Origin of the sequence: Amorphus sp. 3PC139-8, assembly GCF_040750475.1 — a bacterium.
Lineage (GTDB): Bacteria > Pseudomonadota > Alphaproteobacteria > Rhizobiales > Amorphaceae > Amorphus.
In genome coordinates this window covers 77,274-98,578 of sequence record NZ_JABJVY010000002.1, presented here as the reverse complement: position 1 = coordinate 98,578, position 21,305 = coordinate 77,274, and the positions used below count along the sequence as shown (strand labels likewise).

The following is a 21,305-nucleotide window of genomic DNA, read 5'->3' as shown; positions in this document are numbered from 1 at the left end:
GGGAGTTCCTTTCATTCGCTAACGTTGGAGGTGGGGGAGACGAAGGGTCTCGGAGAGAATGCTCCCGCGAGGCCCGACCAGCACCGACAGCGCGTAGACCGCACCCGCCCCGAGAATGATCGCGGGCGAGGACGGCAGATGCGCGTGGTAGGAGGCGAGAAGGCCGGCGATCGACGACACGATTCCGAACAGAACACCGGCGACGAACTGGCCGGGGATCGTCTCCGACCAGAACCGCGCGGCGGCGGCCGGCAGCATCATGATGCCGACGACCATCAGCGTGCCGAGGGCCTGGAAGCCGGAGACGAGATTGAGGACGACGAGGGTCAGGAACACCAGGTGGACGGTGCGCCCTGCCCCGCCGACCGCGCGCAGGAACCCCGGATTGAAGCACTCCGCGACCAGCAGCCGATAGACGATCGCCAGGATGATCACGGTGAGCGTGGTGACCACGGCGATCAGCAGGATCGAGGCGTCGTCGAGCGCAAGCACGGTTCCGAACAGGACGTGCATCAGGTCGACATTGGAGCCGCGGGTCGAGACCAGCAGCACGCCGAGACCGAGCGAGATCAGGTAGAAGGCGGCAAAGCTTGCATCCTCCCTGAGCGGCGTCACCCGCGAGACGAGACCGGCCAACAGCGCGACCGTCAAGCCGGCGACGACACCGCCGATCGTCATGGCCCAGAGCGACAGGCCGGCGAAAAGAAACGCAACCGCCGCACCGGGCAGGATGGCATGCGCCATGGCGTCGCCCATCAGGCTCATGCGCCGGATGATCAGGAGCACGCCGAGCGGGACCGAGCCGATGCTGAGCGCCATGCAGCCGACGAGCGCGCGGCGCATGAAGCCATAGGTCGCAAAGGGTTCGAACAGGAACTCGGAAAGCGTCATGCCGCCCCCCGATCGCAGACCGGTGCGTCTTCGGCGAAGGCCTCGCTCATCTGGCGGGCACGCAGGAGATTTGCCGCGCTCAGAGCCTCGGCGGTTCTGCCCCAGGCGATCGGCTCGCGGGCGAGAAGCAGCGTGTTGGGGATTTCGTGCCGCACGATCTCCAGGTCGTGCAGCACGGCAACCACCGTTCGCCCTTCGCCATGCCAGCGGTGGACGAGATCGAGCAGATCCGACGTCGTGCGGGAATCGATGGCCGTAAACGGCTCGTCCAGAAGCAGCACCTTGGCGTCCTGGAGCAGCATGCGAGCGAACAGGGCCCGTTGCATCTGACCGCCGGACAAAGTTCCGATCGTCCGCCGCTCGAAGCCCTCCAGCCCGACCGCCCTCAGCGCGTCCGCGGCCCGGTCGAGATCCGTCCCGGCAACCCTCCGGAACGGCCCGATCCGCCGCCACAGCCCCAACGCAACCAGGTCGAGCACTTGCATCGGAAAGGCGCGATCGAGCTCGTTCTGCTGGGGCAGATAGGCGATGTCGCGCCGGTCGATCCCCTCGATCCGGATGCGGCCGTCGTCGATGCGCAGCGCGCCGACGATCGCCTTCAGAAGCGTCGACTTTCCGGCCCCGTTAGGCCCGACGACGGCGGTAAAGCTGCCGGGCTCGAACGCGCCGGAGAGATGATGCACGACGGGATGGCGCCGATAGGCCAGCGTTACGTCGTCAAAGCGGATCGTGGGCGCGGCACTCATAGCGCGATCCACCCGAGTGCCCAGGCCACACCGAGCCAGATGACCGCGCTCAACAGGAACGCCAGGACGAGCCGGTCGCCGGCGGACGCACGCAGCGTGGACTGTCCTTTCATGTCCGCGCCTCCTGTCTTGCGGTGCCTGTCTGGCTCGCCGCTTGGCAGGTCTGGCAGGTGCCGAGGAGTTCGAGGACGGAGCGGTCGATCGCGAACCCGACCCGGTCCGCGTCCGTTTCAAGACGCGCCGTCACCTCACCGTCGATCAGGGAGATCGTCTCGCCGCAGCCCTGGCAGATGAGGAGAAACTTGGCGCCGGGGGACGCCTGCTCCCCGGTCGCCACGTAGGCGTTGAGGGATTCCACGCGCGTCACCAGCCCCTGGTGGATCAGGTCGTAGAGACAGCGATAGATCGACGTCGGAGCGATCGGCCGGCCAAGCTCGACGCGGAGCCGGCGCAAGAGCTGGTAGGCAGTTAATAGACGCGCTTCATCCCTCAGAAGCGCCAGCACGTCCTGCCGTAGTCCGCCCATCCCCATAGCCTCCGCCCGCGCGGGCGGCCGCCCCCTCCTAGCGCCCATGGCGGGGCTCGTGACGACGAACCGAAGGGGCCGGCTTCGGCTGCCCGCCTGGCCAATCGCGGGCATCGTCGATCGCCAGGAACAGGCGGGCCGCCTCGCGACTGCGTACCGGCGGCGAGCGATGCAGCAACGCCGGCGCATCGGATCCGGCACTCTTGGTGCCGCGCAAGACACCGACCCAGCCGCGCTGGAGCTGCCGGCGGGCGGACACATCGGAGAGTTCGCCGTCCTCCACGAGATAGGCATCGCGCGGGGAGACCCATTCGGTGCCCGGACCGCGATAGGTCGTGATCAGTCGATAGGTCACGTTGTCGGCGTGGAACCGGCGGCACGCATCGTCGGTGACGGGCTCGAGCCGCAGAGCAAGCGTCGAGGCACCGGTCAGTTCGGAATAAAGGCGGGCCAGAAACGCAATGTCGTCGCGCAGCCAGACCTCAAGCCAGGACTGCAATCGACGCAGGTCAGCCAACGCCGACCGCAACGCCGTATCGATCTCGGCAACGTCGCCCTCGGTGCGCAGCGAGGGGAAAAGGTCGAGCGGCAAGTCGTCGATCGCTCGTGCGATCACCGGATCGAGCGCGCGTCCGAAAACCGCAATCGGTCCGGCCTTGTCGAGGCTGTTTGTGATCCGGTCCGGACCGGATGGGCCCGGGATGGCGCTGGACCGGAACGCTTCATGCCGCATCGGCCCGCCTCCATGCCGGGAAGGGATCGGGCAAATTGCGGTAGGTTGCCGCGTCGAAGCGATCGCCCTCAGGCACGTCGACGAGGCAGTCGTCAAGCGCGGCGCGGATCGCCGCCTCGTCCATCGCGTTGCCGATGAAAACCAGCTCCTGGCGCCGATCGCCCCAGACCGGCACCCAGTGCTGTTTCAGCATCGCGCGCCAGTCCGGGTGATCCGGCCAGCGCTCCTTGGGCACCGCGGCCCACCAGAAGCCCATGGCCTCGGTGCGGACGATCGCCCCCGCCAGGCTGAAGTCGGCCACCCATTCCGGTCGGGTCGCGAGCCAGAACAGCCCCTTGGCTCGGATCAGCCCAGGCCAGAATTGGCTGGTGAACGCCGCGAATTTCTGAGGATGGAAGGGCCGGCGCGCCCGGTAGACGAAGCTGGAGACGCCGTACTCTTCCGTCTCCGGTGTGTGATCGGCAAAGCCGTAAAGCTCCTTGAACCACAGCGGATGCTCATGGGCGCGCTCGAAATCGAACCGCCCGGTGTCGAGCACGTCGGAAAGCGGCACGCGCGCAAAGTCGGTCTCGATCAGCCGCGCATCCGCGTTGAGCGCCTTGATCACCGCCCGCACGGCCCTGCGTTGACCGGCGTTCAGCTCGGAGATCTTGTTGGCGACAACAACGTCGGCGAATTCGATCTGATCGACCAGCAGGTCGACGATCGAGCGCTCGTCTCCGTCCCCCGCCGTCTCGCCGCGGTCGCGCAGGAAGTCGTGGCTTGCATAGTCGCTGAGCAGGTTCGCCGCATCGACCACGGTGACCATGGTGTCGAGGCGCGCGATGTCGGACAGCGACTGCCCGTCTTCGTCGCGGAACTCGAAGGTGGCTGCCACCGGCAGCGGCTCGGCGATGCCCGTCCCTTCGATGAGCAGGTAGTCGAACCGGCCGTCGTCCGCGAGCCGCCGCACCTCGGTCAGGAGATCTTCGCGCAGCGTGCAGCAGATGCAGCCGTTGGTCATCTCAACGAGCCGCTCGTCGGTCCGCGATAGGTCGGCCCCGCCGCCACGCACGAGGTCGGCATCGATGTTCACCTCGCTCATGTCGTTGACGATCACGGCGACGCGGCGGCCCTCGCGGTTGTTCAGGATGTGATTGAGGAGCGTGGTCTTTCCGGCTCCGAGAAAGCCGGAGAGGACGGTCACGGGAAGGCGGGGATTGGTCATGCGGGCCATCTTGATACGTAACGTTATAACATAACATTCACTATCAATCCTTGCCGCCGCTGGCAAGGCATAGATGACCAGCGCCATTTCCGGCCAACTGGCTCCCTGCGCGACCAATATCGCGCGGGATTCGAGCACCCGAGCCGGTTCTTTTCGGTTGGAGCGGGTCAGCGTGGACGGGACATGACCCACGCCGGAGAGGATCCCGGATCTCACCGCCACGACGGCGAGCGAACCAACCGCCGGCACACGCCCGTCATCTGATCGAAATATTATAACATTACTAATTTCAAGCGGAGCGCCTACCCGGCCGTTTGATCCGACGGGCGATCAGGACCGGTCCCAAGCCTGGGCGCTGCCAGTTCCAAGCCAGATCTTGCCAGTGTGCCGGCGGCGTCGGCGCAGAAGGAGAAGCTATGTCCGACACAGAGTTCACGGGCTTCAAGACCAGCCTGTTGGAAGAGGCGGAAGGCGAAGGCCTGAACCCCACCACGAACCCGACCATGGGCGAGGTCATAGCCGCCCGCTTTTCGCGTCGTGGCTTCCTGCAGGGCTCTCTCGCGATCTCCGCGATCGCCGCGACGGTCGGCTCGACCGCCCTTTTGACCGCGAACAAGGCTGCGGCCCAGTCCGGTTCCCGCTTCTCCTTCGAGGAGATTGAAGCCGGGGTCGACGAGACCCATCATGTCGCGCCGGGGTACGACGCGGACATTCTGCTGCGCTGGGGCGACCCGCTGTTCGCCGACGCGCCGGAGTTTGATCCGAACGCGCAGAGCGCGGAGAAGCAGCGCCGCCAGTTCGGTTACAACAACGACTATGTCGGCTTCGTGCCGTTCGACGGCTCCCATCAGCACGGATTGCTCGTGGTGAACCACGAGTACACCAACGAACACCTGATGTTCCCGGAGATCGTCACCATCGTCGACGGCAAGGCGAAGGTGGCCCCGGCCGACCGGAACCGCGTGGACATCGAAATGGCGGCCCACGGCGGCACGATCGTCGAGATCCGCAAGCAGAACGGCAAGTGGCAGGTGGTGAAGGACGGCGCGCTCAACCGCCGCATCACCGCCACGACCGAAATGGAGCTGACCGGGCCCGCCGCCGGGCACGACCGGCTGAAGACGCAGGCGGACGCCACCGGCCGCGCCGTCATCGGCACACTCAACAACTGCGCTGGCGGCGTGACGCCCTGGGGCACCTACGTCATGGCCGAGGAGAACTTCCACGGCTACTTCCTGGGCGAACTTCCGGAAGGTCACCCGGAGGCGGCGAACTACAAACGCTACGGCGTGCCAGACGGCGCCTACGAATGGGGCAACTTCTACGACCGGTACGACGTCTCCAAGGAGCCGAACGAGCCGAACCGGTTCGGCTGGGTCGTCGAGGTCGACGTCCAGGATCAGAGCTCGACGCCGAAGAAGCGCACGGCGCTTGGGCGCTTCAAGCACGAGGGCGCGGAAAGCATCGTCGCGCCCAACGGCCAGGTCGTGTTCTATCTCGGCGACGATGAGCGCTTCGACTACGTCTACAAGTTCGTCACCGCGGGCACGTTCGACCCGGATGACCGTGCCGCGAACATGGACCTGCTCGACGAGGGCACGCTCTACGTTGCCCGCTTCGACGCGGACGGCACGATGGCGTGGCTGCCGCTGACCTTCGGCGAAGGCCCCCTCACCGCGGACAACGGCTTTGAAAGCCAGGCCGACGTGCTGATCGAAACCCGCGGCGCCGCCGACCTGCTCGGCGCCACCAAGATGGACCGTCCGGAGGACATCCAGCCCAACGCCACCAACGGCCGCGTCTACGTGATGCTGACCAACAACACCAAGCGCACCGACGAGCAGCTGAACGCGGCCAACCCGCGGGCCAAGAACGCCTTCGGCCACATCGTCGAGATCGCCGAGGCCGATGGCGACTTCGCCGCCACCAACGGCACCTGGGAGATCCTGCTCAAGTGCGGCGACCCGTCCGTCGCCGAGGTGGGCGCGTCGTTCTCCACCGAAACCTCCAAGAACGGCTGGTTCGGCATGCCGGACAACTGCCACGTGGATGCCGCCGGCCGGCTCTGGGTGGCGACCGACGGCAACTCCCCGGGCGCGACCGGCCGCACCGACGGCATCTGGGCGGTCGATACCGACGGCGACGCTCGCGCCACCTCCAAGCTGTTCTTCCGCGTACCGGTGGGTGCGGAAATGTGCGGTCCGCTGGTGCTCGAGGACATGGAAACGATGTTCGTCGCGGTGCAGCATCCCGCCGACGGCGGCGACGATTGGGACGGCTTCGGCCGCCCCTCCTACTACGAGGACCTGTCGACCCGCTGGCCCGACTTCGACGACGCCATGCCGGTGCGACCCTCAGTGGTCGTCATCACCCGACAGGGTGGCGGCAAGATCGCGTCGTAGAGCAGTTCCCGCTCAGATGCTTCAATCTGAGCGGTGAGACATGGGGCAAATACGACGATAGCGAGCGCACGTCTTTAGGTTCAAATCGGGTCGACTTGAACGGGACATGCTCAACAAAGGCTAGGGTCAGGACCCATAAATCCGGAGGTCATGAATCCGGAGGTCATGGGTGGAGGCGATTTGGTCGAATGCACCGATCGGCCCGCGTTCGGCAGGTGCCGAATGCGGACGAGCCGATCGGAGCTTGCTGCGTCGTCGAGCCGCTCGGACGGGGGAAAGGCCCCGTCCGAGCGGCTCTCCTGGCATCTCTTTGCCGTTTCAGGCGCCATGGCCTGCAGATCTATAGGTCCTGACCCTAGGTGCCCGGATCGGCTCAATTCGGGCAGCTTCATCGCACGAAGGACGCCGCTAGCACATTGCGGAAGACAGGCCTGTCGCGGCCATCTGCGACCCAATCAGGATGCCGCTTTCTGGCCGAAGCTCCGCGCCATGCCGATGAAGGTCTTGAGGGCGGCGGACGGATTGCGCCGCCCCGGATAGTAGAGGGCGAGCGGCGCGAGCGGTGGCGTCCAGTCCTCCAGCACCCGGATCAGGGTTCCCGCCTCGATCTCCGCCCGGACGTTCGCCTCGATGAAAAAGCCGAGGCCGATGCCTCCCAAAACCGCGGTCCGCGCCAGGCTCGCCTCGTCCAGGGTGATCGGCCCGTCGACGTCGATCTGAGCGCTCTGATCGCCTTTCCTGAACGCCCACCGGTAGAGGGCTCCGTTCGGCAGCCGGACGCGGATGCATTTGTGGCTGAGGAGGTCGGGCGGAACGCGCGGCCTGTCGTGAACGTCGAAATAGCCCGGCGAGCCGACCACGGCGTAGCGCTGTGGCCGGCCTAGCGGGATCGCGATCATGTCGGTCGGAACCAGATCGGCGGACCGAACGCCCAGGTCGAAGCCCTCGGCCACGATGTCGACCAGCCGCCCTTCCGTGACGAGATCGACATGCACCTGGGGATGTCGGCGGAGGAACTCGAACACCAGCGGCGACAGGATCTCGCGCGCCGCCGTGGCGAACGTGTTGATGCGGAGCGTTCCAGACGGCATCGCCTGCTGCGACCGCACCCCGTTCATCGCATCGCGGATATCCTGAAGGGGCGGCCCAATTTGATCGACGAACAGGCGGCCCGCGTCGGTCAGCGAGACACTGCGCGTCGTCCGATTGAAGAGGCGGACGCCGAGCTCCTTCTCCAATTTTCCGATCGCGTTGCTGAGCGCCGTCGTCGACATGCCGAGGTCGACGGCTGCCGCGCGGAATGAGCCTCTGCGAGCGATGGCCAGCACCGCCTCCAGATCGTTCAGCCCAGGCCGATACATTATCCCGCTCATCGCAACACCTCATTCCGCATCATCCCGATTATCGGGATGGCAGTCCACGACTAGATGTGGACAGCGTGAAACGAGACAGGAAGCTCTGGCATGAACCTGCCCCAACCGATCGAGACCTACTTCAATGCCGACAGCCGCAACGATGCTGACGCGATGCTTCAGGCTTTCGGAACCGACGCCGTTGTCAGGGACGAAGGCAAGACGCACCGCGGGTGCCAGGCGATCGAAGCGTGGTGGCGGGCGGCCAAGGCCCAATATCAGCACGTTGCCGAACCACTCGAGTGCACGAAAGAGCGCGAGGAATACCGCGTGCGGGCGCGAGTAACCGGCAACTTTCCCGGCAGTCCGGCCGTGCTGACCTTCGCCTTCCGCCTTGAGCACAACTGGATCGCGCGGCTGGAGATCACCGCATGAGCACGTTCCTGACGCTGGAGGGCAAGAGGGCCCTCGTCACCTCCGGAACGCGCGGTGCGGGCGCGGCTACCGTGGTGCTCTTCCGCGAGCTCGGCGCGACGGTGCTGACGACGGCGCGATCGCGACCGACGGGGGTTCCCGAAACGATGTTCGTGGCCGCCGACCTCACCACACCGGAAGGCTGCACCGACCTTGCCGACGCCGTGAACGAGCGGCTGGGCGGGACCGACATCATCATCCACATGCTCGGCGGATCGTCTGCGCCCGCCGGCGGCTACGCCGCGCTCGACGATGGGGAATGGACGCGCGAGATCGATCTGAACCTGATGCCGGCCGTCAGGCTCGACCGCGCGCTGGTGCCGGGAATGGTGGCACAGGGCGACGGCGTCGTCATCCATGTGACCTCCATCCAGCGCGAACTGCCGTTGCCGGACGCAACCACCGCCTACGCCGCCGCCAAGGCCGCCCTTTCGACCTACAGCAAGAGCCTGTCGAAAGAGCTTGGGCCCAAGGGGGTACGGGTCGTCCGCGTCTCGCCGGGCTGGATCGAGACGGAAGCGTCGGTGCACCTGGCCCAACGGATCGCGCGCGAGGCCGGCGCCGACATCGACCACGGCAAGCAGGTGATCATGGACTCGCTGGGCGGCATTCCGATCGGCCGCCCTTCCCGGCCGGACGAGGTTGCGAACCTGGTCGCGTTCCTCGCCTCCGACCGCGCCGGGTCCATCACGGGCACCGAATACGTGATCGACGGCGGCACCGTTCCCACGGTCTAGGCAGCTCGCCTGGTCAACCGTGACACCTCAGACCGGAGGGTTCCAGTCGGAAATGTCGGAGTAGATCGCGTCGCGAAGCTCTCTGATGTCACGGTTGAGCTGGTCGGCCTCGGGCGGGCTCTTGCCGGAGGCCGACAGAAACGCGTCCGCGAGACAGCCGGCCTCGCCCCCAGCTCCACATGTGCGGCATTGACAACCTGCGGATTGCGGACGCCTCCGTCATGCCGCGGATCCCGTCGGCAACATCATGGCACCCTGCGTCATCATCGGAGAGCGCGCTTCGGACCTGATCCTACCCGAGCACAGCACGGCCGGAGTGAGCACTCCACGGCCGGTCTGGGACCTCAGCAGTAACTCACCAGGGCAGGAATCTGCACAGCCGCCTGACGGCGGCTCTTCAGACAAGCCAGTTGGTTAAATTGACCTAACAGGCATCGCCGATTTTATTGACTGAGCTGACCCGTATTCGTGCTCTAATCCAAGCACCCGACCCCAGCCAACGGCTCCTGTTTCAGTATTCGCATCAGTTGACCAACAAGGCTGTCCGCCTCTCCTCACCAGGATGAGCGGACGCCACCGGCGCGGCTGCTCATTCGGCTCGCCTGCTGCGCCCCTCTGCCGTTTCCGCAGTCGCCGCTGCGCACTGCTTTTCCCGCGCCCGGCGATCGGCGCGGCCTCTTCCCGACAGCGTCCTTTCTCAACGGAGACGAGACCATGGGCTACATCACCACCAAGGACGGCACCGAGATCTTCTACAAGGACTGGGGCACTGGCCAGCCGATCGTGTTCCACCACGGTTGGCCGCTCAGCGCCGACGACTGGGACAGCCAGATGCTGTTCTTCCTTCACAAGGGCTATCGTGTCATCGCGCATGACCGCAGAGGCCACGGTCGCTCGACCCAGACCGCGCACGGCAACGACATGGACACGTACGCCGACGACGTTGCAGCCTTGGCCGACGTGCTCGACCTTCGGGACGCTGTCCACATCGGCCATTCAACCGGCGGCGGCGAAGTCGCCCGCTATCTTGGCCGCCACGGGACCGACCGGGCGGCCAAAGCCGTTCTCATCGGCGCCGTCCCCCCGATCATGGTAAAGACGGAGCAGAACCCCGGCGGGTTGCCACTCGAAGTCTTCGACGGATTCCGCGCGGCGCTCTTCGCAAACCGCGCTCAGTTCTTCCTCGATGTTCCGGCCGGTCCTTTCTATGGCTACAATCGGCCGGGCGCCGAGCCATCGCAGGGGGTCATCCAGAACTGGTGGCGCCAGGGAATGATGGGAGGCACCAAGGCCCACTACGACTGCATCAAGGCCTTTTCGGAGACCGATTTCACCGAGGATCTCAAGAAGATCGACATCCCCGTCCTGGTGATGCATGGCGACGACGATCAGATCGTTCCGATCGGGGACTCCGCACCGCTGTCGGCCGAACTGCTCCCGAAGGGCACGCTGAAGGTCTACGAGGGCCTGCCGCACGGGCTCTGCACGACGCATCCCGACCTCGTCAACGCCGATCTGCTGGCCTTCATCAAGAGTTGAGCCCAATCGAACGCGACCCGCGGGCCGGGCGATGGTTGCTCGCCCGCGGTACCTCCAAGCACCGACGGCTATGGCTCTGGAAAAAGGCTCGAGACCCATTCGAGCGTTTGCGTTAGGTTCCCTGCGCTTGATGCGAAAACCGCTGGGTTAGCCGTGTATGCGGTGTTCGAAGCCTCGGGGATCCGAGCGACCTGATCTCGAGCACGATGGTGGCTCGGTTCGTTCAGGGTGGTGTCATCCAGACGACGACCGATGCGCAGGTTCCCGAAGCGCATCGAACCTCGGCTCCGCCGCACCTGCCGGTTTGGCAATATTTATCTCCTCTTGCGCAGAACCACAGCCAGTCATCTAAAGCGACTGACCTGAGCCCCTTCTTCCCTCCAGCAATTCGGAGAGGCTCGGGTTTCGTTTCTGGCCTTATGCGGCTTGGTTTTCCAGCCTGATCCTCCCTGCGAACTCGGCCGGCGGGATATTGCCGAGTGCTGAATACGGTATGTGCGTGTTGTAGTCCTCCTTCCAGTGGAGGGCGGCAGCAGGGTGTGATGCACCGCGACGGCTGGCTGTTCCCGGGACAGCACGCGATGAAGCCGATCAGCACGCGGCAGCTCTATCGCATCGTTGTCGAGGCGGCCCAGGCCGCCGACATCGCCAAGCGGGTCGGACCGCACACGCTGCGCCATAGTTTCGCGACCCCACCTCCTGGAGGACGGCACCGACATCCGGATCATCCAGGTCCTGCTCGGGCACGCCAAGCTCAACAGCACCGCGTTCTACGCCAAGGTCGCGACCCGGACGGTGCGCACGGTCACGAGCCCGCTCGACAAGCTCGGGCTGTTCAAGCCGAGGGAGAGTTCGCCCGACGGCTAAGCCGTGCGCGGCTCGATCGAGGTCGCCGACATCTTCCGTGCCGCCGGGCCAGTCTACCGGGCCGCACATGCAGGTCATCTGAGCTTACATCAGCTCAAGGTGATGTCTGCGATCGAGCATTGCCGCACCGCAGCCCTTAGCGGTCACGTCGAGGCCTGCGAGGACTGCGGCCAGCGGCGCATTGCCTACAACTCCTGCCGCAACCGGCACTGCCCGAAGTGTCAGGGCGCGGCGGCCAGGACATGGCTTGCCGAGCGCGAGGCGGACCTCTTGCCGGTCGGCTACTTCCACGTCGTGTTCACGCTGCCGGCCGAGGTCGCCGGCATCGCATTCCAGAACAAGGCGCTCATCTACGACCTGTTGTTCAAGTCGGCATCGCAGACGATGCTGACGATCGCGGCGGATCCAAAGCATCTCGGCGTACGCATCGCCATCACCGCCGTGCTCCACACCTGGGGATCCGCGATGACCCACCATCCGCACGTGCTGCGGCGGGCGCATGATCGTGACCCAGGTGTTCAAACAATGGAGGCAACCGCGCGCGCCGCCGGACGCAACCACGGCGAACCCGGAGAACTGTCCATGACCCGGCATGACATACTCAAGCTTCAAGCCGCTGACGCTCAGTCTCCGGTAACGGATGTGCACGCATCAATGGTGATTGCTGATGCCGACAGGCGCGTGTCGGAACCAGAACCGGGCCAACACCATCCCCCCGGTGGCGCAACGAAGCGGCCTGTCCGCATCCATTCCGACGCTTCCAGACGGCGGCCGCGCCGTCCCCGGCACCGGCTAAATCCGAAATCCCCATAGCCCATCGCCTGGGGCCCGCGGGTTCCTTGCTCGGGGACTTTCGTACGCCTTTCGGCGCCCGAAACTCTTCACGAAAGCGGAAGTTGCACCAGGATACCGTGAACCGACGCATCGGCGTTGAGCTGATCAATCGTCGCCAGGACCTCCTCCGGCAGAACGTCGGCTGGATATCGGTACATGCGCGAGATGAGGCCGACGTGTTCGGCCGCCCGTATCTTGTTGCGGACGTAGACCTCGGAGGGTGGATCTTCGCCGATCAGCAGCACGGCCAAAGCTGGCGTGATCCCTCTGGCGCGCTGCAGCTCCGCGACGCGCTGCCGATATTCGCCCCGCAAGGACTCTGAGAGCTTCTTTCCGTCGATGACACGTGCCGACATCGTCTACTCGGCCCTCGAAACGTCGAGCTCTCCATGACGGCCTCGATCCCAGGTTCCGCGGTGCTCGAGCCATTGCGCGGCCTTCTTGACCCCGCCGAAGGGAAAGACATGGATCTGCTCGATCCGCGTCTCTCGGTCCTGCAGCCAATGGGTCTCGATCGGACCAACCACCCCTTCCGGAGAATGGCTGGTGGCGAGTGCCGCAATCGAGCGCGTGTTCTTCTTCAGGAAGCCGATCGAGTTGCCCACGCCGCAGGCGGCGGCATACTTGACGAGGGTGCTGATCTTCGCGGGTCCGGCGACGCCCAAATGTATTGGCAGGTCGATACCGTGCCGGAGCAGGGTTTCGGCCCAGTCGGCCTGCTTCCGGCCGTCGAAGCCGAACTGGGTGACGATCCGCACCTCGATACCGGAGCGCTCGCCGAAGGACTTCTTCATCCGGAGCGCTTCGAGGGCCGACTGCTCGGCGAAGTTCGGGCTGCCCTCGGGATGGCCGGCCACCCCGACATGGGAAATCCCGTATTTCTCGAGAAAGCCGCTCTCCAGCACGTCCATGGAAGACGCATAGTCTCCGACGGGCCGCGCCAGATCGCCGCCGATGACGAGGATATCGCGGACACCCCCGTCCTGTGTCATCGACTTGATTTGCGTCTCCACCGCCTGCCTCGTCGACAGGCGACGCGCCGCAAAATGCGGGACGGCCGTGTAGCCCAGGTCCGTCACGCGTCGTGCGGCCTTCACCAGTGCAGACGGTTCGTCGGAGCCTATGTCGGTGACGTAGACGCGGGTTCCCGGCGGAAACAGGCCGGGCAGATCGCCCGAGTCCAGCGCCTGCTTCGAAGATACCTCTATCGAGGCGGGGATGTGCCCGAGCCGGGCAGTTTGCTTCATGTCGACGACCATCGATCTCGTCCCACGCAACGCCGGTCATCCAGATCGGCGGTCACATAGTGCGCCGTCGCCCCGATCATCTTCACACCCCGCTCGTGCGCCTGGTGATACGGCTTCGCTCCATTGAAGCCCGGTAGGAACGAGTGATGGATGTTGATGCAGCGCCCGGACAGAAACTCCGTCAGATCGTCGGACAGGATCTGCATGTAGCGCGCCAGAATGACGAGCTCTGCGCCCGTCTCTTCGACCACGGTCTTGATCCGCGCCTCTTGCTCGGGTTTCGTCTCTTTCGTGATCGGGAAATCGTGGAAGGGAATATTCTCCTGCAGGGTGAGGTTCAGGGATGTCTTGGGATGGTTTGAGACAATCCCGACACACTCCATGTTCATCTCGCCGATCCGCATCCTGTAGAGCAGATCGCCCATGCAATGGTCGAACTTCGAAACCAGGATCAGAACCTTGCGCATCTGCAAGGTCGGCCGAAGGAAACAGGTGAGACCGAAGCGCCGCTTCTCTTCGGCAAGACCGGCGGTAAAGTCGTCGAGTGCGCTTTCGAGTGCGAATGCGACCCGCATGAAGAACTTGCCGGTCTCGTGATCGTCGAATTGTTGGGCCTCGACGATGTTGCCGCCATGCTTGGCTAGGCAAGAAGCAACCGCGGCAACGATGCCGGGTCGGTCATCGCAGGTCAGTGTCAGTACATAGTTGGCCATTCGGCGGCCCCAATATCCGATAGCTGCAGGATCTCTGCAGGGGCGCGTCGAGGCCACCGTGACCGTCTGCGGTCCGGGATCGGGCAAAGCTCACCCGTGCCGGCTCGCAGCCAGCGGAGAAGCCTGCAACGCGCTTGTTGTTCTGCAGAACGAGACGGCCGACCGGTTAGATGACGGCCCGCAACTTCTCTTGCGCCGTCTTCGAATATGGCGCGTCGCAGACACGGCAGCGGATCTGCGTCTGCTCATGCCGCTCGACATGCGGCTTGCGCGAGCCGCCGTTCACTTCGCCCCAGGTCAGGACAACCTCGGTGCCCGGCGCCGCATACGCCTCGTCGATGCCGCAGAGCGACACCATCGCCCGTTCGTTGATGTTGTAGCCACAGTACTGAGACATCCCCACGCGCGTGCCATCCTTGGAAAGCACTTCGTCGGCTTGAGGCCAGCCCCAGTAAGCCGTCGGCATCTCAATCGACTTATAGAGCGGGCCGTCCTCGAACGCGGAGTTCATCACGCGCTTGACGTCTTCGAGGTTCCACTCAAGCACACGCTTGACGCGCTTCGGCCCCTTAAGCCCCGCCTCGATGGCCTCGCGCCCGATAAAGTCATGATCGAACTTAACCAGCTTTTCGTAGCCCAAGGCGGACGGTGTCCAGTAGTAATCCTCGATGTTGTCGCTGTAGAGGCTCCCACCGAGCTGCATGTTTGCCTCCCAGCTGTCCGGCGCCAGCCACTCGCGATAGGCGCGATTTTCCTCGCCCGTATAGATGCCGGGAAGCGGATACGGGATCCAGGCGTTCTCCAGGGGCGTGCTGTAGTAGGTTCGCGTTCCCGCTTGCCGAATGCCGTACTTTTCTCCGGCGCTGAGGATCGCGTCGCGGACCGTATCCATCTCGTCGAAAGGCCCGGAGATCTCGGCACCGGCGTGCCCCGCCATGCCGTGGCGAAGCACGTGCACGCGGCATCCCGCAATCTTCACGTATTCCGTGTGGAAGAACTTGATCTCGGGGAAACCGCCTTCGCAGACCTCATCGAGGATCTTGCGTGCACTCGGCCCTTCCACTTCGAAACGGTACTTCGACCGCTTGCCGTCCGGCGTGTAAGGCGTGGTCGGCTCGAAGGTGATGTCGACGTCGTAACCGCCGGTCTCGCCATGATAGCGGATCCAGTTGAGCACCGGCATGCCGCTGATCAGCTCGAAGCCGTCTTTCTCGCCGTAGTAGTGCAGGATGCAGTCGCCGACGTGGTGACCGCGCTCCGTGTAGGCGATGTACTGCTTGCCCCGGTTGGTCGCGAGATTGGCGAACGAGCACGGGCTCAGATATTCGAGCAGGCGCTTGGCGTCCGGGCCCTTCACGAAGAGTTCCGGCATATGATGCGACTGGTTGAACAGAACCGCACTTTCGCGCCAGGCACGCTGCTCCTCGCGCCAGTTGGTGTATTCAGGCGCAATCAGCGACGCAAAATAGCCTGTCCGGGATTTGTGATACTGGGAAATCGTGTCATTATACAGATAATCTACGAAATTCGATTTGGAATCCATCAGTTCTTGAAGGCTTTTCATCACTTCCTCCACTGTACACGAGGTTTAGACAGAAGGCGCAGCTTCGCCACCGGTAAGATCAGCGAAGGAGCCCGGGAAGATAGGTCACGATCGGCGGGAACAGCACGATCAGGAGCATTCCCAGCAACGTCAGGCCGACGAAGAGCCAGGAGGCGGCGAATATCTCCTTGATGGAGACGTTGGCTGCGGCCGCCTTCAGCGCGAACATGACGTACCCGAAGGGAGGTGTGATCGCGCCGAGGGTGATGTTGATCAGGAAGAGGACCCAGAACCACACCGGGTCGAAGTCCAGGACCCTTATCATCGGGACGTATATCGGAATGAGGATCAGCATCAGGCCGATCTGATCGATGAACATGCACAAGACGAACGGCAGGAACATCATCAGGAACAGCATCAGCCAGATGTTCGCATCGAGAGATGTCACGATGTGGATGACTGCGCTGATCGCGCCGGTGAAGGCGAGAAGCTGCGTGAACATTACGGCGCTGACGAGGATGAGAAGAATGACCGCGGACAGGGCAGCCGCCTCGCCGAACGAGGCGTACAGCATGCGCAGATTGAGCTTGCGGTAGTAGGCTGCGGTCAGCAGGCCGCCCACGACGCCGGTCGCGGCCGATTCCGACGGCGTGGCGATGCCGAGCATGATCAATCCGACAACCATGAAGATGATCAGGCTGAACGGCAGAAGCCCGAACGCCGCTCGCCATTTCTCGCCAGCGGAGACCTTTCCGAGGGCTTCGGTTTCGGGCGCAAGCGTCGGATCCAGCCTGATCTTCACGAAACAGGCAATCACGTAGAGTGCGGCGAGCAGCAAGCCCGGCCCGACGCCTCCGATAAGCAGCGACGCGATCGAGACGTCTGCAAGCGTGCCGATGATGATCGCAAGAATACTTGGCGGGATGATCGGAGCCAGGCAGGCTCCGCCCAGTATCGTGCCTACCGAAAGACGCAGGTCATACTTCTTTTCGAGCATAGCCGGCAGCAGGGAGCGACCCATCATCGCGCCCACCGCCATGGAGGACCCCGACAAGGCCCCGAGCACGGTCGCGAGAGCGATCGACAGCACGTACTGACGCCCGCGGATGCGGCCCACAAGCTTGTCGATCGAGTCCATCAGCACCTGGACGCAGCCGGATCGGAACAGGATTTCGCCCAGAAGGATGAAGAGCGGAATGCTGCCGAGCGACGCCGTCGTCGCGGTGTCGTACATGCTGTTCACGACCATGCCGAAGCCGGCACTGCCCATCATGAACAGAACACCACCGATAATGATGACCAGAAATCCGATAAAGATCGGCATTCCGGTCAGGAATAAAGCGACCAGAAGCGTCAGGCCGGATGACAGTACCACCCACCAATCAGCCATCTTCTTTACTCAATACCGCTGGAGGGAGATGGCGCGGCCATCTGCGTCACGAAGCTGACTGGGAGCACGGCGGGATACGGAAAGAGGGAGCGCAGGAAATAGAGCGCCGAACTCGCAAACCCGTAAGTAATGAACCCAGACATCCAGATGACCGGAAGCGGATGGTTCTGAGCGGTCTGTATCCCAAGGGCGACTTGCCGGACGTTTTCCTGAAGGCTCATCCAGGCGGCGAACCCGCACACGAATGCGCCCACAATCGAACCCATAGTCGCCAGCGGGCGACGCACTGACGGCAGCAGTTCCGGGATCAGGTTGATCTCGATATGACTGCCGATCCGCGTGACGTGTGGCACCATCGCGAAAATGGTGATGCACAAAATGTTGGAGAACGCGTCGTTGGCCCAGTCGAGCGCCGAGTTTAGAAAATACCGCGTAACGACTTCTGCGCAGTAGATGATAACCATGGACGCAAGGCCGAATACACCGATGATATAGGTTGTATCCGTCAATACGTCGTGCGCCCTGAAGAAAAGGCTGAGCGGCCTCATTCTCTCACCACGGTCGGAAGGGAAGAAAAGGGGGGTGCCGAGGCGGCGCGTTCGTTCGCCGCCGCCTCGACGGACCAGCGAAGGGACTATTCGGCGTCGCCGTTTTCGCGCGCCATCTTCCTCAGCTCTTCCACACGGCCGGCCGTCTGGGGATTGCCCTCAATGGCGGTTTGCCAGGAGCCCGCTACGAGTCCCGCCTCGATCCCGTTGGCCAGTTCCGGATTCAGAGAGACCTCTTTCATGCCCGCCTCTTTGAGGTCGGCAATCGTCTTGTCGGCGAGTTCGGCGAACTCTTTGGTGCTGCTCTCCTCGACGCGGCGGCCGGCTTCCAGCACGGCCTTCTGGTCCTGCTCGCTCAGCGCCTTGAACTTGTCGAGGTTCATGGTGACCGTAAAGGGAGATGTCCCGAAGCGTGGGCGCATCATGTAACCCGCCACTTCCTGGAACTTCAGCCGCTGCATGCCGGCGATCGGGAACGCGACGCCGTCGACGACGCCCTTCTCAAGCGCCGAATAGGTCTCGCCGATCGGCAGGTTCACCAGAGATCCGCCGAGGGGAACGACGACCGGTTCGTAGTATTTGTTGCCTCTTATCTTCCGACCGGCAAGCGGCCTGTCGCCGTCGCCCAGAGGTTCACGGAGAATGACCTGATAGAAATCATTGTCTCCGCTTCCCGACGTGAAGGCGATCAGCTTCTGATTGAAGCGCTGAAGCTCCTGATCGGCGAAATCCCAATAGCCTTTTTCGCGCCACATCGCAGGATCGGGCGGCAACGCAAAGAAGGCTGAGGGCACCCCGGTGGTTCCGATATAGTAGATCGGCGTGGCAAATCCGACATCGAACACGCCTCTTGAGACGGGCTCAAACTGCTGCCCCGGCGGAACCACTTCGGGCCCGCTGAACTGGAACGTAATACGGCCGTCGGACTCTTCTTCGGCAAACTGTACAAAGCGCTGAGCGACGGCAATCGTCCCGTCGAAGCGGTCGTCCCAGGCGGTCAGGAACCGCAACTGGGTCGTATCCTGAGCAGACGCCATCGATGACGTTAACGCAGCGCCGGCCGCAAGCGCGAGCAAAGCTATCCTGAGTGCGAACACTTTATGCCTCCCTTCTTTGTTGTTCCAAACACCGAGCGATGGACAGATTTGTTCTCCGCCTGAGTGTTCGGTCAGGTCTTTTGACCTTTTTTGTCTCTGCGATACCCAGTCTTTGCCCGGGCCTTCGCCACCATTTCGATGAGGGGGGAGGATATCCAAAATGGGGTCCACGTCAACTTACAAGCATTACTCCTTGTAAATTTTATTTGGCCGCTACTGCGAAAGCCCACCGACTCTCCCGTCGCAAGCCGGTTTCCGGCGTCGGCGAGGAAAGCGAACCTCGGCCACTGCAAGAGATCAGGCTTCGTCGGACGGGCTGGCGAGAGCGCAGTCCATGCAACGGGATCGAGCGTTGCTTTTCGCCGTTGGCAGTTTCTGAACCCGTCCGCCGGAGAGAGGGGGGGGGAACGGCTTGGCCGTTGATCGGCGCTAGAATCGGTCAGATGCGCATTACGGACGTCATACGGGCTCACCGCTGCCAGTCGTCAGGTTGCTGCTGAGACGATGACCTTCGGCGAAGGCCCCTCACCGCAATCGGCGACCGCACCGAAGGGCGACCCTCCCGCGGTGGAAGAGAGGCTGCAGCTATCGACCGGCCGATCGAAGAGGTGTTGGCCGCGCATTTTCGGACGTGCAGCCGTTATCGTGCGGCCGAAGCACGAGGGGAGCCAATGCACGCCAAGTGCGGATGACCTCCTCGCGATCTACGTCATAGGGGGTCCATGACGTGACGTAGAAAAGCCCCCGGAGCATGTAGTGCGACAATTCGACAAACCGCCGTACTTCGTCTCTCGAATACCCAGACTCTACGAGCGTTTCTGTCCAAATACCATCAAGTATGCCGCGCGTTTCCTTGATGATCGGATAGACGATACAGGCAAGATCCTTGTCGGCGCGCGCCGCGATCAACACCTCAGTCATCGCCATATAGGCTGGCATGAAGAAGAATTCTTCCGAAGACTGCAGGAAGCGATCGACTGGCTGGACGGAGGCTTTCGCTGTGCGCGCCAGACTTTCGGCATGGTCGATCGCCTGATCCATCGCCTGTTGCGTTGCCGCGGCGACAAGGTCGATCTTGCGGGGATAATAGTGCTCCAAAGCTCCCCGCGAGACTCCTGCCCGCGCCGCGACACCACTCGCGCTGAAGCGCGAGTATCCTTCCGTAATCAGCAGATCCAGCGCGGCATCCATGACCATCGCCTTTGTCTGGGCGCGTCGTTCTGCCTGTGTTCGGCGTCGCTTGGCAGCGGCGGAATTGACCTGCATGCCCTCAGCAATTCCTAATTGAAGACCGTTCCTCGTCGCAGCTCTTTTTAAGGGCAAACCGCAGCGCGAGGGAAGAGCCCGCACACTCCTAAGCCGAACCGCGGGATAGGGACCTTTTTCATATTCGATGAAATGAAATTTCTCATCTTTGAGGAAATGCCTGTTTAAAGCGCGACACAAAGAAAATTTGCTCAGGCGGTGGAGATGACTTCGATCTTGATGCAAAGGGACATAACCCACAGGCCAGGCAAAATACCCGAATATATTTCGATCACAAAACCAAAATACTCCTACAATGCTCTATCAATGCACCCGAATCTGTTCGTGGATATAGTCGCCGAAGGTGCGTACAGTCGCAGATTGGCTGCCTGAAGCATATGACAAGGCAATCTCAATGCTTGGAAGTACAGGCATGGGATCATCCAGGATGAACAAATCCGGCGGTGTCGCCGTTCGTGTAATGACACTGATGGCCTGGCCAGACCGCGCGACCGCGAGTAGTCCCGCCAGACTGTTGCTCGCGAACGAGATCCTGTAGGGCATTTGCAGCCGGTCCATGGCGTTGCAGGCCGCCCTGTGATCCAGCGTGTTGGATGCGGAAAGCGCCAGCGGTATCACCTGCTGCTGCAGGATGGACGGCTGCGGACTGCTCGCAATCCAGACGAAACTCTCCGGGCGGAGAATGTCGGTCCCGTTGGACGCAGCAGGCAGCGAGATCAAGGCGAGATCAATCTGTCGGCGATGCAACATCGGGCGCAGCTCGACCGTCGGTGCGCAGACCACCTCGATCTCAACAGCCGGATGCCGCGCACTAAAACCTTTCAAGATGTCCGGCAGAAACGCCGTTAGATAGTCTTCGGGACAGCCGAAGCTGATCGAGCCGTAAAGTCCCGTCCCGGAAATCTCGGCCACAGCTTCGTCGTGTGCCCCGAGGATCCGTTCGGCGTGCACGAGTAGGCGCTCGCCTGTCGTCGTCAGCCTCACGCCGTTTCCGGTACGGTGCAGGATGGGCTGGCCGAGGCTCTCCTCCAGGCGGTGCATCTGCATGCTGACCGCCGACTGCGTCCGACCGACCTGAAGCGCCGCCGCGCTGATGGATCCCATGCGCGAGACGGCGACGAGGCTGCGCAGCAAGGAGAGGTCCAGCGAAATCGACATATCAATCCTGCTGATATCCAAATTGATAATTATGA

At 63.2% G+C, this 21,305-nt stretch carries 19 protein-coding genes and 3 pseudogenes; 7 read left to right on the top strand and 15 right to left on the bottom strand.

Translation table 11 applies throughout. The features are described from left to right. Positions 1 to 18: 18 nt before the first annotated feature. The 5 genes from HNS03_RS02825 to zigA all read right to left on the bottom strand — a co-directional run bounded on the left by HNS03_RS02825 (position 19) and on the right by zigA (position 4,103). Positions 19 to 891, bottom strand: a complete 873-nt coding sequence (locus tag HNS03_RS02825; protein ID WP_367192929.1) for a metal ABC transporter permease — start codon at positions 889 to 891, stop codon at positions 19 to 21. Further along, positions 888 to 1,637, bottom strand: coding sequence for a zinc ABC transporter ATP-binding protein AztA (aztA, locus tag HNS03_RS02820; RefSeq protein WP_367192927.1), 750 nt, complete (start codon positions 1,635 to 1,637; stop codon positions 888 to 890). The genes HNS03_RS02825 and aztA overlap by 4 nt, the downstream gene beginning before the upstream one ends. A gap of 109 nt (positions 1,638 to 1,746) precedes the next feature. Beyond that, positions 1,747 to 2,163, bottom strand: a complete 417-nt coding sequence (locus HNS03_RS02815) for a Fur family transcriptional regulator (protein WP_367192925.1) — start codon at positions 2,161 to 2,163, stop codon at positions 1,747 to 1,749. Positions 2,164 to 2,200: 37 nt separating this feature from the next. After that, a complete protein-coding gene (locus HNS03_RS02810; protein WP_367192924.1) occupies positions 2,201 to 2,896 on the bottom strand; it encodes a DUF1826 domain-containing protein in 696 nt (231 codons plus the stop codon). Then, entirely contained in the window at positions 2,886 to 4,103 is a 1,218-nt protein-coding gene (gene zigA / locus HNS03_RS02805) for a zinc metallochaperone GTPase ZigA (RefSeq protein WP_367192922.1), read from the bottom strand. Before zigA ends, HNS03_RS02810 begins: the two co-directional genes overlap by 11 nt. A 416-nt stretch (positions 4,104 to 4,519) precedes the next feature. Here zigA and HNS03_RS02800 point away from each other — a divergent pair, with 416 nt between their 5' ends. Then, on the top strand, positions 4,520 to 6,505 hold the full coding sequence (locus HNS03_RS02800) for a PhoX family phosphatase (protein ID WP_367192921.1): 1,986 nt from the start codon (positions 4,520 to 4,522) through the stop codon (positions 6,503 to 6,505). A gap of 455 nt (positions 6,506 to 6,960) precedes the next feature. Here the strand turns inward: HNS03_RS02800 and HNS03_RS02795 are convergent, their stop codons facing one another. Beyond that, on the bottom strand, positions 6,961 to 7,878 hold the full coding sequence (locus HNS03_RS02795; protein WP_367192919.1) for a LysR family transcriptional regulator: 918 nt from the start codon (positions 7,876 to 7,878) through the stop codon (positions 6,961 to 6,963). 90 nt (positions 7,879 to 7,968) lie between these two features. Between HNS03_RS02795 and HNS03_RS02790 the strand changes: the two genes are divergently transcribed. The 6 genes and pseudogenes from HNS03_RS02790 to HNS03_RS02765 form a co-directional block, all read left to right on the top strand. After that, positions 7,969 to 8,292, top strand: coding sequence for a nuclear transport factor 2 family protein (locus HNS03_RS02790; protein ID WP_367192918.1), 324 nt, complete (start codon positions 7,969 to 7,971; stop codon positions 8,290 to 8,292). Continuing rightward, entirely contained in the window at positions 8,289 to 9,068 is a 780-nt protein-coding gene (locus tag HNS03_RS02785; protein ID WP_367192917.1) for an SDR family oxidoreductase, read from the top strand. Before HNS03_RS02790 ends, HNS03_RS02785 begins: the two co-directional genes overlap by 4 nt. Before the next feature lie 170 nt (positions 9,069 to 9,238). Continuing rightward, positions 9,239 to 9,360, top strand: a pseudogene (locus tag HNS03_RS02780) (GMC oxidoreductase); the annotation flags it as partial. Between the two features lie 422 nt (positions 9,361 to 9,782). Next, on the top strand, positions 9,783 to 10,607 hold the full coding sequence (locus tag HNS03_RS02775) for an alpha/beta fold hydrolase (protein ID WP_367192915.1): 825 nt from the start codon (positions 9,783 to 9,785) through the stop codon (positions 10,605 to 10,607). A gap of 524 nt (positions 10,608 to 11,131) precedes the next feature. Beyond that, positions 11,132 to 11,474 (top strand): annotated as a pseudogene (locus HNS03_RS02770) (tyrosine-type recombinase/integrase); the annotation flags it as partial. Between the two features lie 30 nt (positions 11,475 to 11,504). Beyond that, a pseudogene (locus HNS03_RS02765) lies at positions 11,505 to 11,960 on the top strand (transposase zinc-binding domain-containing protein); the annotation flags it as partial. 395 nt (positions 11,961 to 12,355) lie between these two features. Here the strand turns inward: HNS03_RS02765 and HNS03_RS02760 are convergent. From HNS03_RS02760 to HNS03_RS02720, 9 genes are all read right to left on the bottom strand, one after another. Further along, the gene (locus tag HNS03_RS02760) at positions 12,356 to 12,664 is read right to left on the bottom strand and encodes a tetrahydrofolate dehydrogenase/cyclohydrolase catalytic domain-containing protein (protein WP_367192913.1); all 309 of its coding nucleotides are present in this window, start codon (positions 12,662 to 12,664) and stop codon (positions 12,356 to 12,358) included. 3 nt (positions 12,665 to 12,667) lie between these two features. Beyond that, positions 12,668 to 13,567 (bottom strand): methylenetetrahydrofolate reductase, encoded by a 900-nt coding sequence (locus HNS03_RS02755; protein WP_367192912.1) that lies wholly within the window; start codon positions 13,565 to 13,567, stop codon positions 12,668 to 12,670. Next, complete coding sequence (locus HNS03_RS02750; RefSeq protein ID WP_367192911.1) at positions 13,552 to 14,268, bottom strand: formyltetrahydrofolate deformylase; 717 nt, start codon at positions 14,266 to 14,268, stop codon at positions 13,552 to 13,554. Before HNS03_RS02750 ends, HNS03_RS02755 begins: the two co-directional genes overlap by 16 nt. 166 nt (positions 14,269 to 14,434) lie before the next feature. Next, positions 14,435 to 15,832, bottom strand: a complete 1,398-nt coding sequence (locus tag HNS03_RS02745; RefSeq protein WP_367192909.1) for an aminomethyl transferase family protein — start codon at positions 15,830 to 15,832, stop codon at positions 14,435 to 14,437. A 58-nt stretch (positions 15,833 to 15,890) separates the two neighbouring features. Further along, positions 15,891 to 17,201, bottom strand: coding sequence for a TRAP transporter large permease subunit (locus tag HNS03_RS02740; RefSeq protein WP_367192908.1), 1,311 nt, complete (start codon positions 17,199 to 17,201; stop codon positions 15,891 to 15,893). 5 nt (positions 17,202 to 17,206) lie between these two features. After that, positions 17,207 to 17,749, bottom strand: coding sequence for a TRAP transporter small permease (locus HNS03_RS02735; protein ID WP_367192907.1), 543 nt, complete (start codon positions 17,747 to 17,749; stop codon positions 17,207 to 17,209). 86 nt (positions 17,750 to 17,835) lie between these two features. Next, positions 17,836 to 19,005, bottom strand: a complete 1,170-nt coding sequence (locus HNS03_RS02730) for a TRAP transporter substrate-binding protein (RefSeq protein ID WP_367192906.1) — start codon at positions 19,003 to 19,005, stop codon at positions 17,836 to 17,838. A 426-nt stretch (positions 19,006 to 19,431) separates the two neighbouring features. Then, positions 19,432 to 20,112: a TetR/AcrR family transcriptional regulator gene (locus tag HNS03_RS02725; RefSeq protein ID WP_367192904.1), complete on the bottom strand. Its 681-nt coding sequence runs from the start codon at positions 20,110 to 20,112 to the stop codon at positions 19,432 to 19,434. A gap of 303 nt (positions 20,113 to 20,415) precedes the next feature. Next, the gene (locus HNS03_RS02720) at positions 20,416 to 21,270 is read right to left on the bottom strand and encodes a LysR family transcriptional regulator (protein WP_367192903.1); all 855 of its coding nucleotides are present in this window, start codon (positions 21,268 to 21,270) and stop codon (positions 20,416 to 20,418) included. Between the last annotated feature and the right edge of the window lie 35 nt (positions 21,271 to 21,305).

What these genes read in the sequence shown, in the direction of transcription:
- HNS03_RS02760 (WP_367192913.1), bottom strand. Translation starts at nt 12,664, where the DNA reads ATGTCGGCACGTGTCATCGACGGAAAGAAGCTCTCAGAGTCCTTGCGG.
- HNS03_RS02740 (WP_367192908.1), bottom strand. Translation starts at nt 17,201, where the DNA reads ATGGCTGATTGGTGGGTGGTACTGTCATCCGGCCTGACGCTTCTGGTC.
- HNS03_RS02775 (WP_367192915.1), top strand. Translation starts at nt 9,783, where the DNA reads ATGGGCTACATCACCACCAAGGACGGCACCGAGATCTTCTACAAGGAC.
- aztA (WP_367192927.1), bottom strand. Translation starts at nt 1,637, where the DNA reads ATGAGTGCCGCGCCCACGATCCGCTTTGACGACGTAACGCTGGCCTAT.
- zigA (WP_367192922.1), bottom strand. Translation starts at nt 4,103, where the DNA reads ATGACCAATCCCCGCCTTCCCGTGACCGTCCTCTCCGGCTTTCTCGGA.
- HNS03_RS02785 (WP_367192917.1), top strand. Translation starts at nt 8,289, where the DNA reads ATGAGCACGTTCCTGACGCTGGAGGGCAAGAGGGCCCTCGTCACCTCC.
- HNS03_RS02735 (WP_367192907.1), bottom strand. Translation starts at nt 17,749, where the DNA reads ATGAGGCCGCTCAGCCTTTTCTTCAGGGCGCACGACGTATTGACGGAT.
- HNS03_RS02795 (WP_367192919.1), bottom strand. Translation starts at nt 7,878, where the DNA reads ATGAGCGGGATAATGTATCGGCCTGGGCTGAACGATCTGGAGGCGGTG.
- HNS03_RS02720 (WP_367192903.1), bottom strand. Translation starts at nt 21,270, where the DNA reads ATGTCGATTTCGCTGGACCTCTCCTTGCTGCGCAGCCTCGTCGCCGTC.
- HNS03_RS02755 (WP_367192912.1), bottom strand. Translation starts at nt 13,567, where the DNA reads ATGGTCGTCGACATGAAGCAAACTGCCCGGCTCGGGCACATCCCCGCC.
- HNS03_RS02815 (WP_367192925.1), bottom strand. Translation starts at nt 2,163, where the DNA reads ATGGGCGGACTACGGCAGGACGTGCTGGCGCTTCTGAGGGATGAAGCG.
- HNS03_RS02745 (WP_367192909.1), bottom strand. Translation starts at nt 15,832, where the DNA reads ATGAAAAGCCTTCAAGAACTGATGGATTCCAAATCGAATTTCGTAGAT.
- HNS03_RS02750 (WP_367192911.1), bottom strand. Translation starts at nt 14,268, where the DNA reads ATGGCCAACTATGTACTGACACTGACCTGCGATGACCGACCCGGCATC.
- HNS03_RS02810 (WP_367192924.1), bottom strand. Translation starts at nt 2,896, where the DNA reads ATGCGGCATGAAGCGTTCCGGTCCAGCGCCATCCCGGGCCCATCCGGT.
- HNS03_RS02790 (WP_367192918.1), top strand. Translation starts at nt 7,969, where the DNA reads ATGAACCTGCCCCAACCGATCGAGACCTACTTCAATGCCGACAGCCGC.
- HNS03_RS02800 (WP_367192921.1), top strand. Translation starts at nt 4,520, where the DNA reads ATGTCCGACACAGAGTTCACGGGCTTCAAGACCAGCCTGTTGGAAGAG.
- HNS03_RS02725 (WP_367192904.1), bottom strand. Translation starts at nt 20,112, where the DNA reads ATGCAGGTCAATTCCGCCGCTGCCAAGCGACGCCGAACACAGGCAGAA.
- HNS03_RS02825 (WP_367192929.1), bottom strand. Translation starts at nt 891, where the DNA reads ATGACGCTTTCCGAGTTCCTGTTCGAACCCTTTGCGACCTATGGCTTC.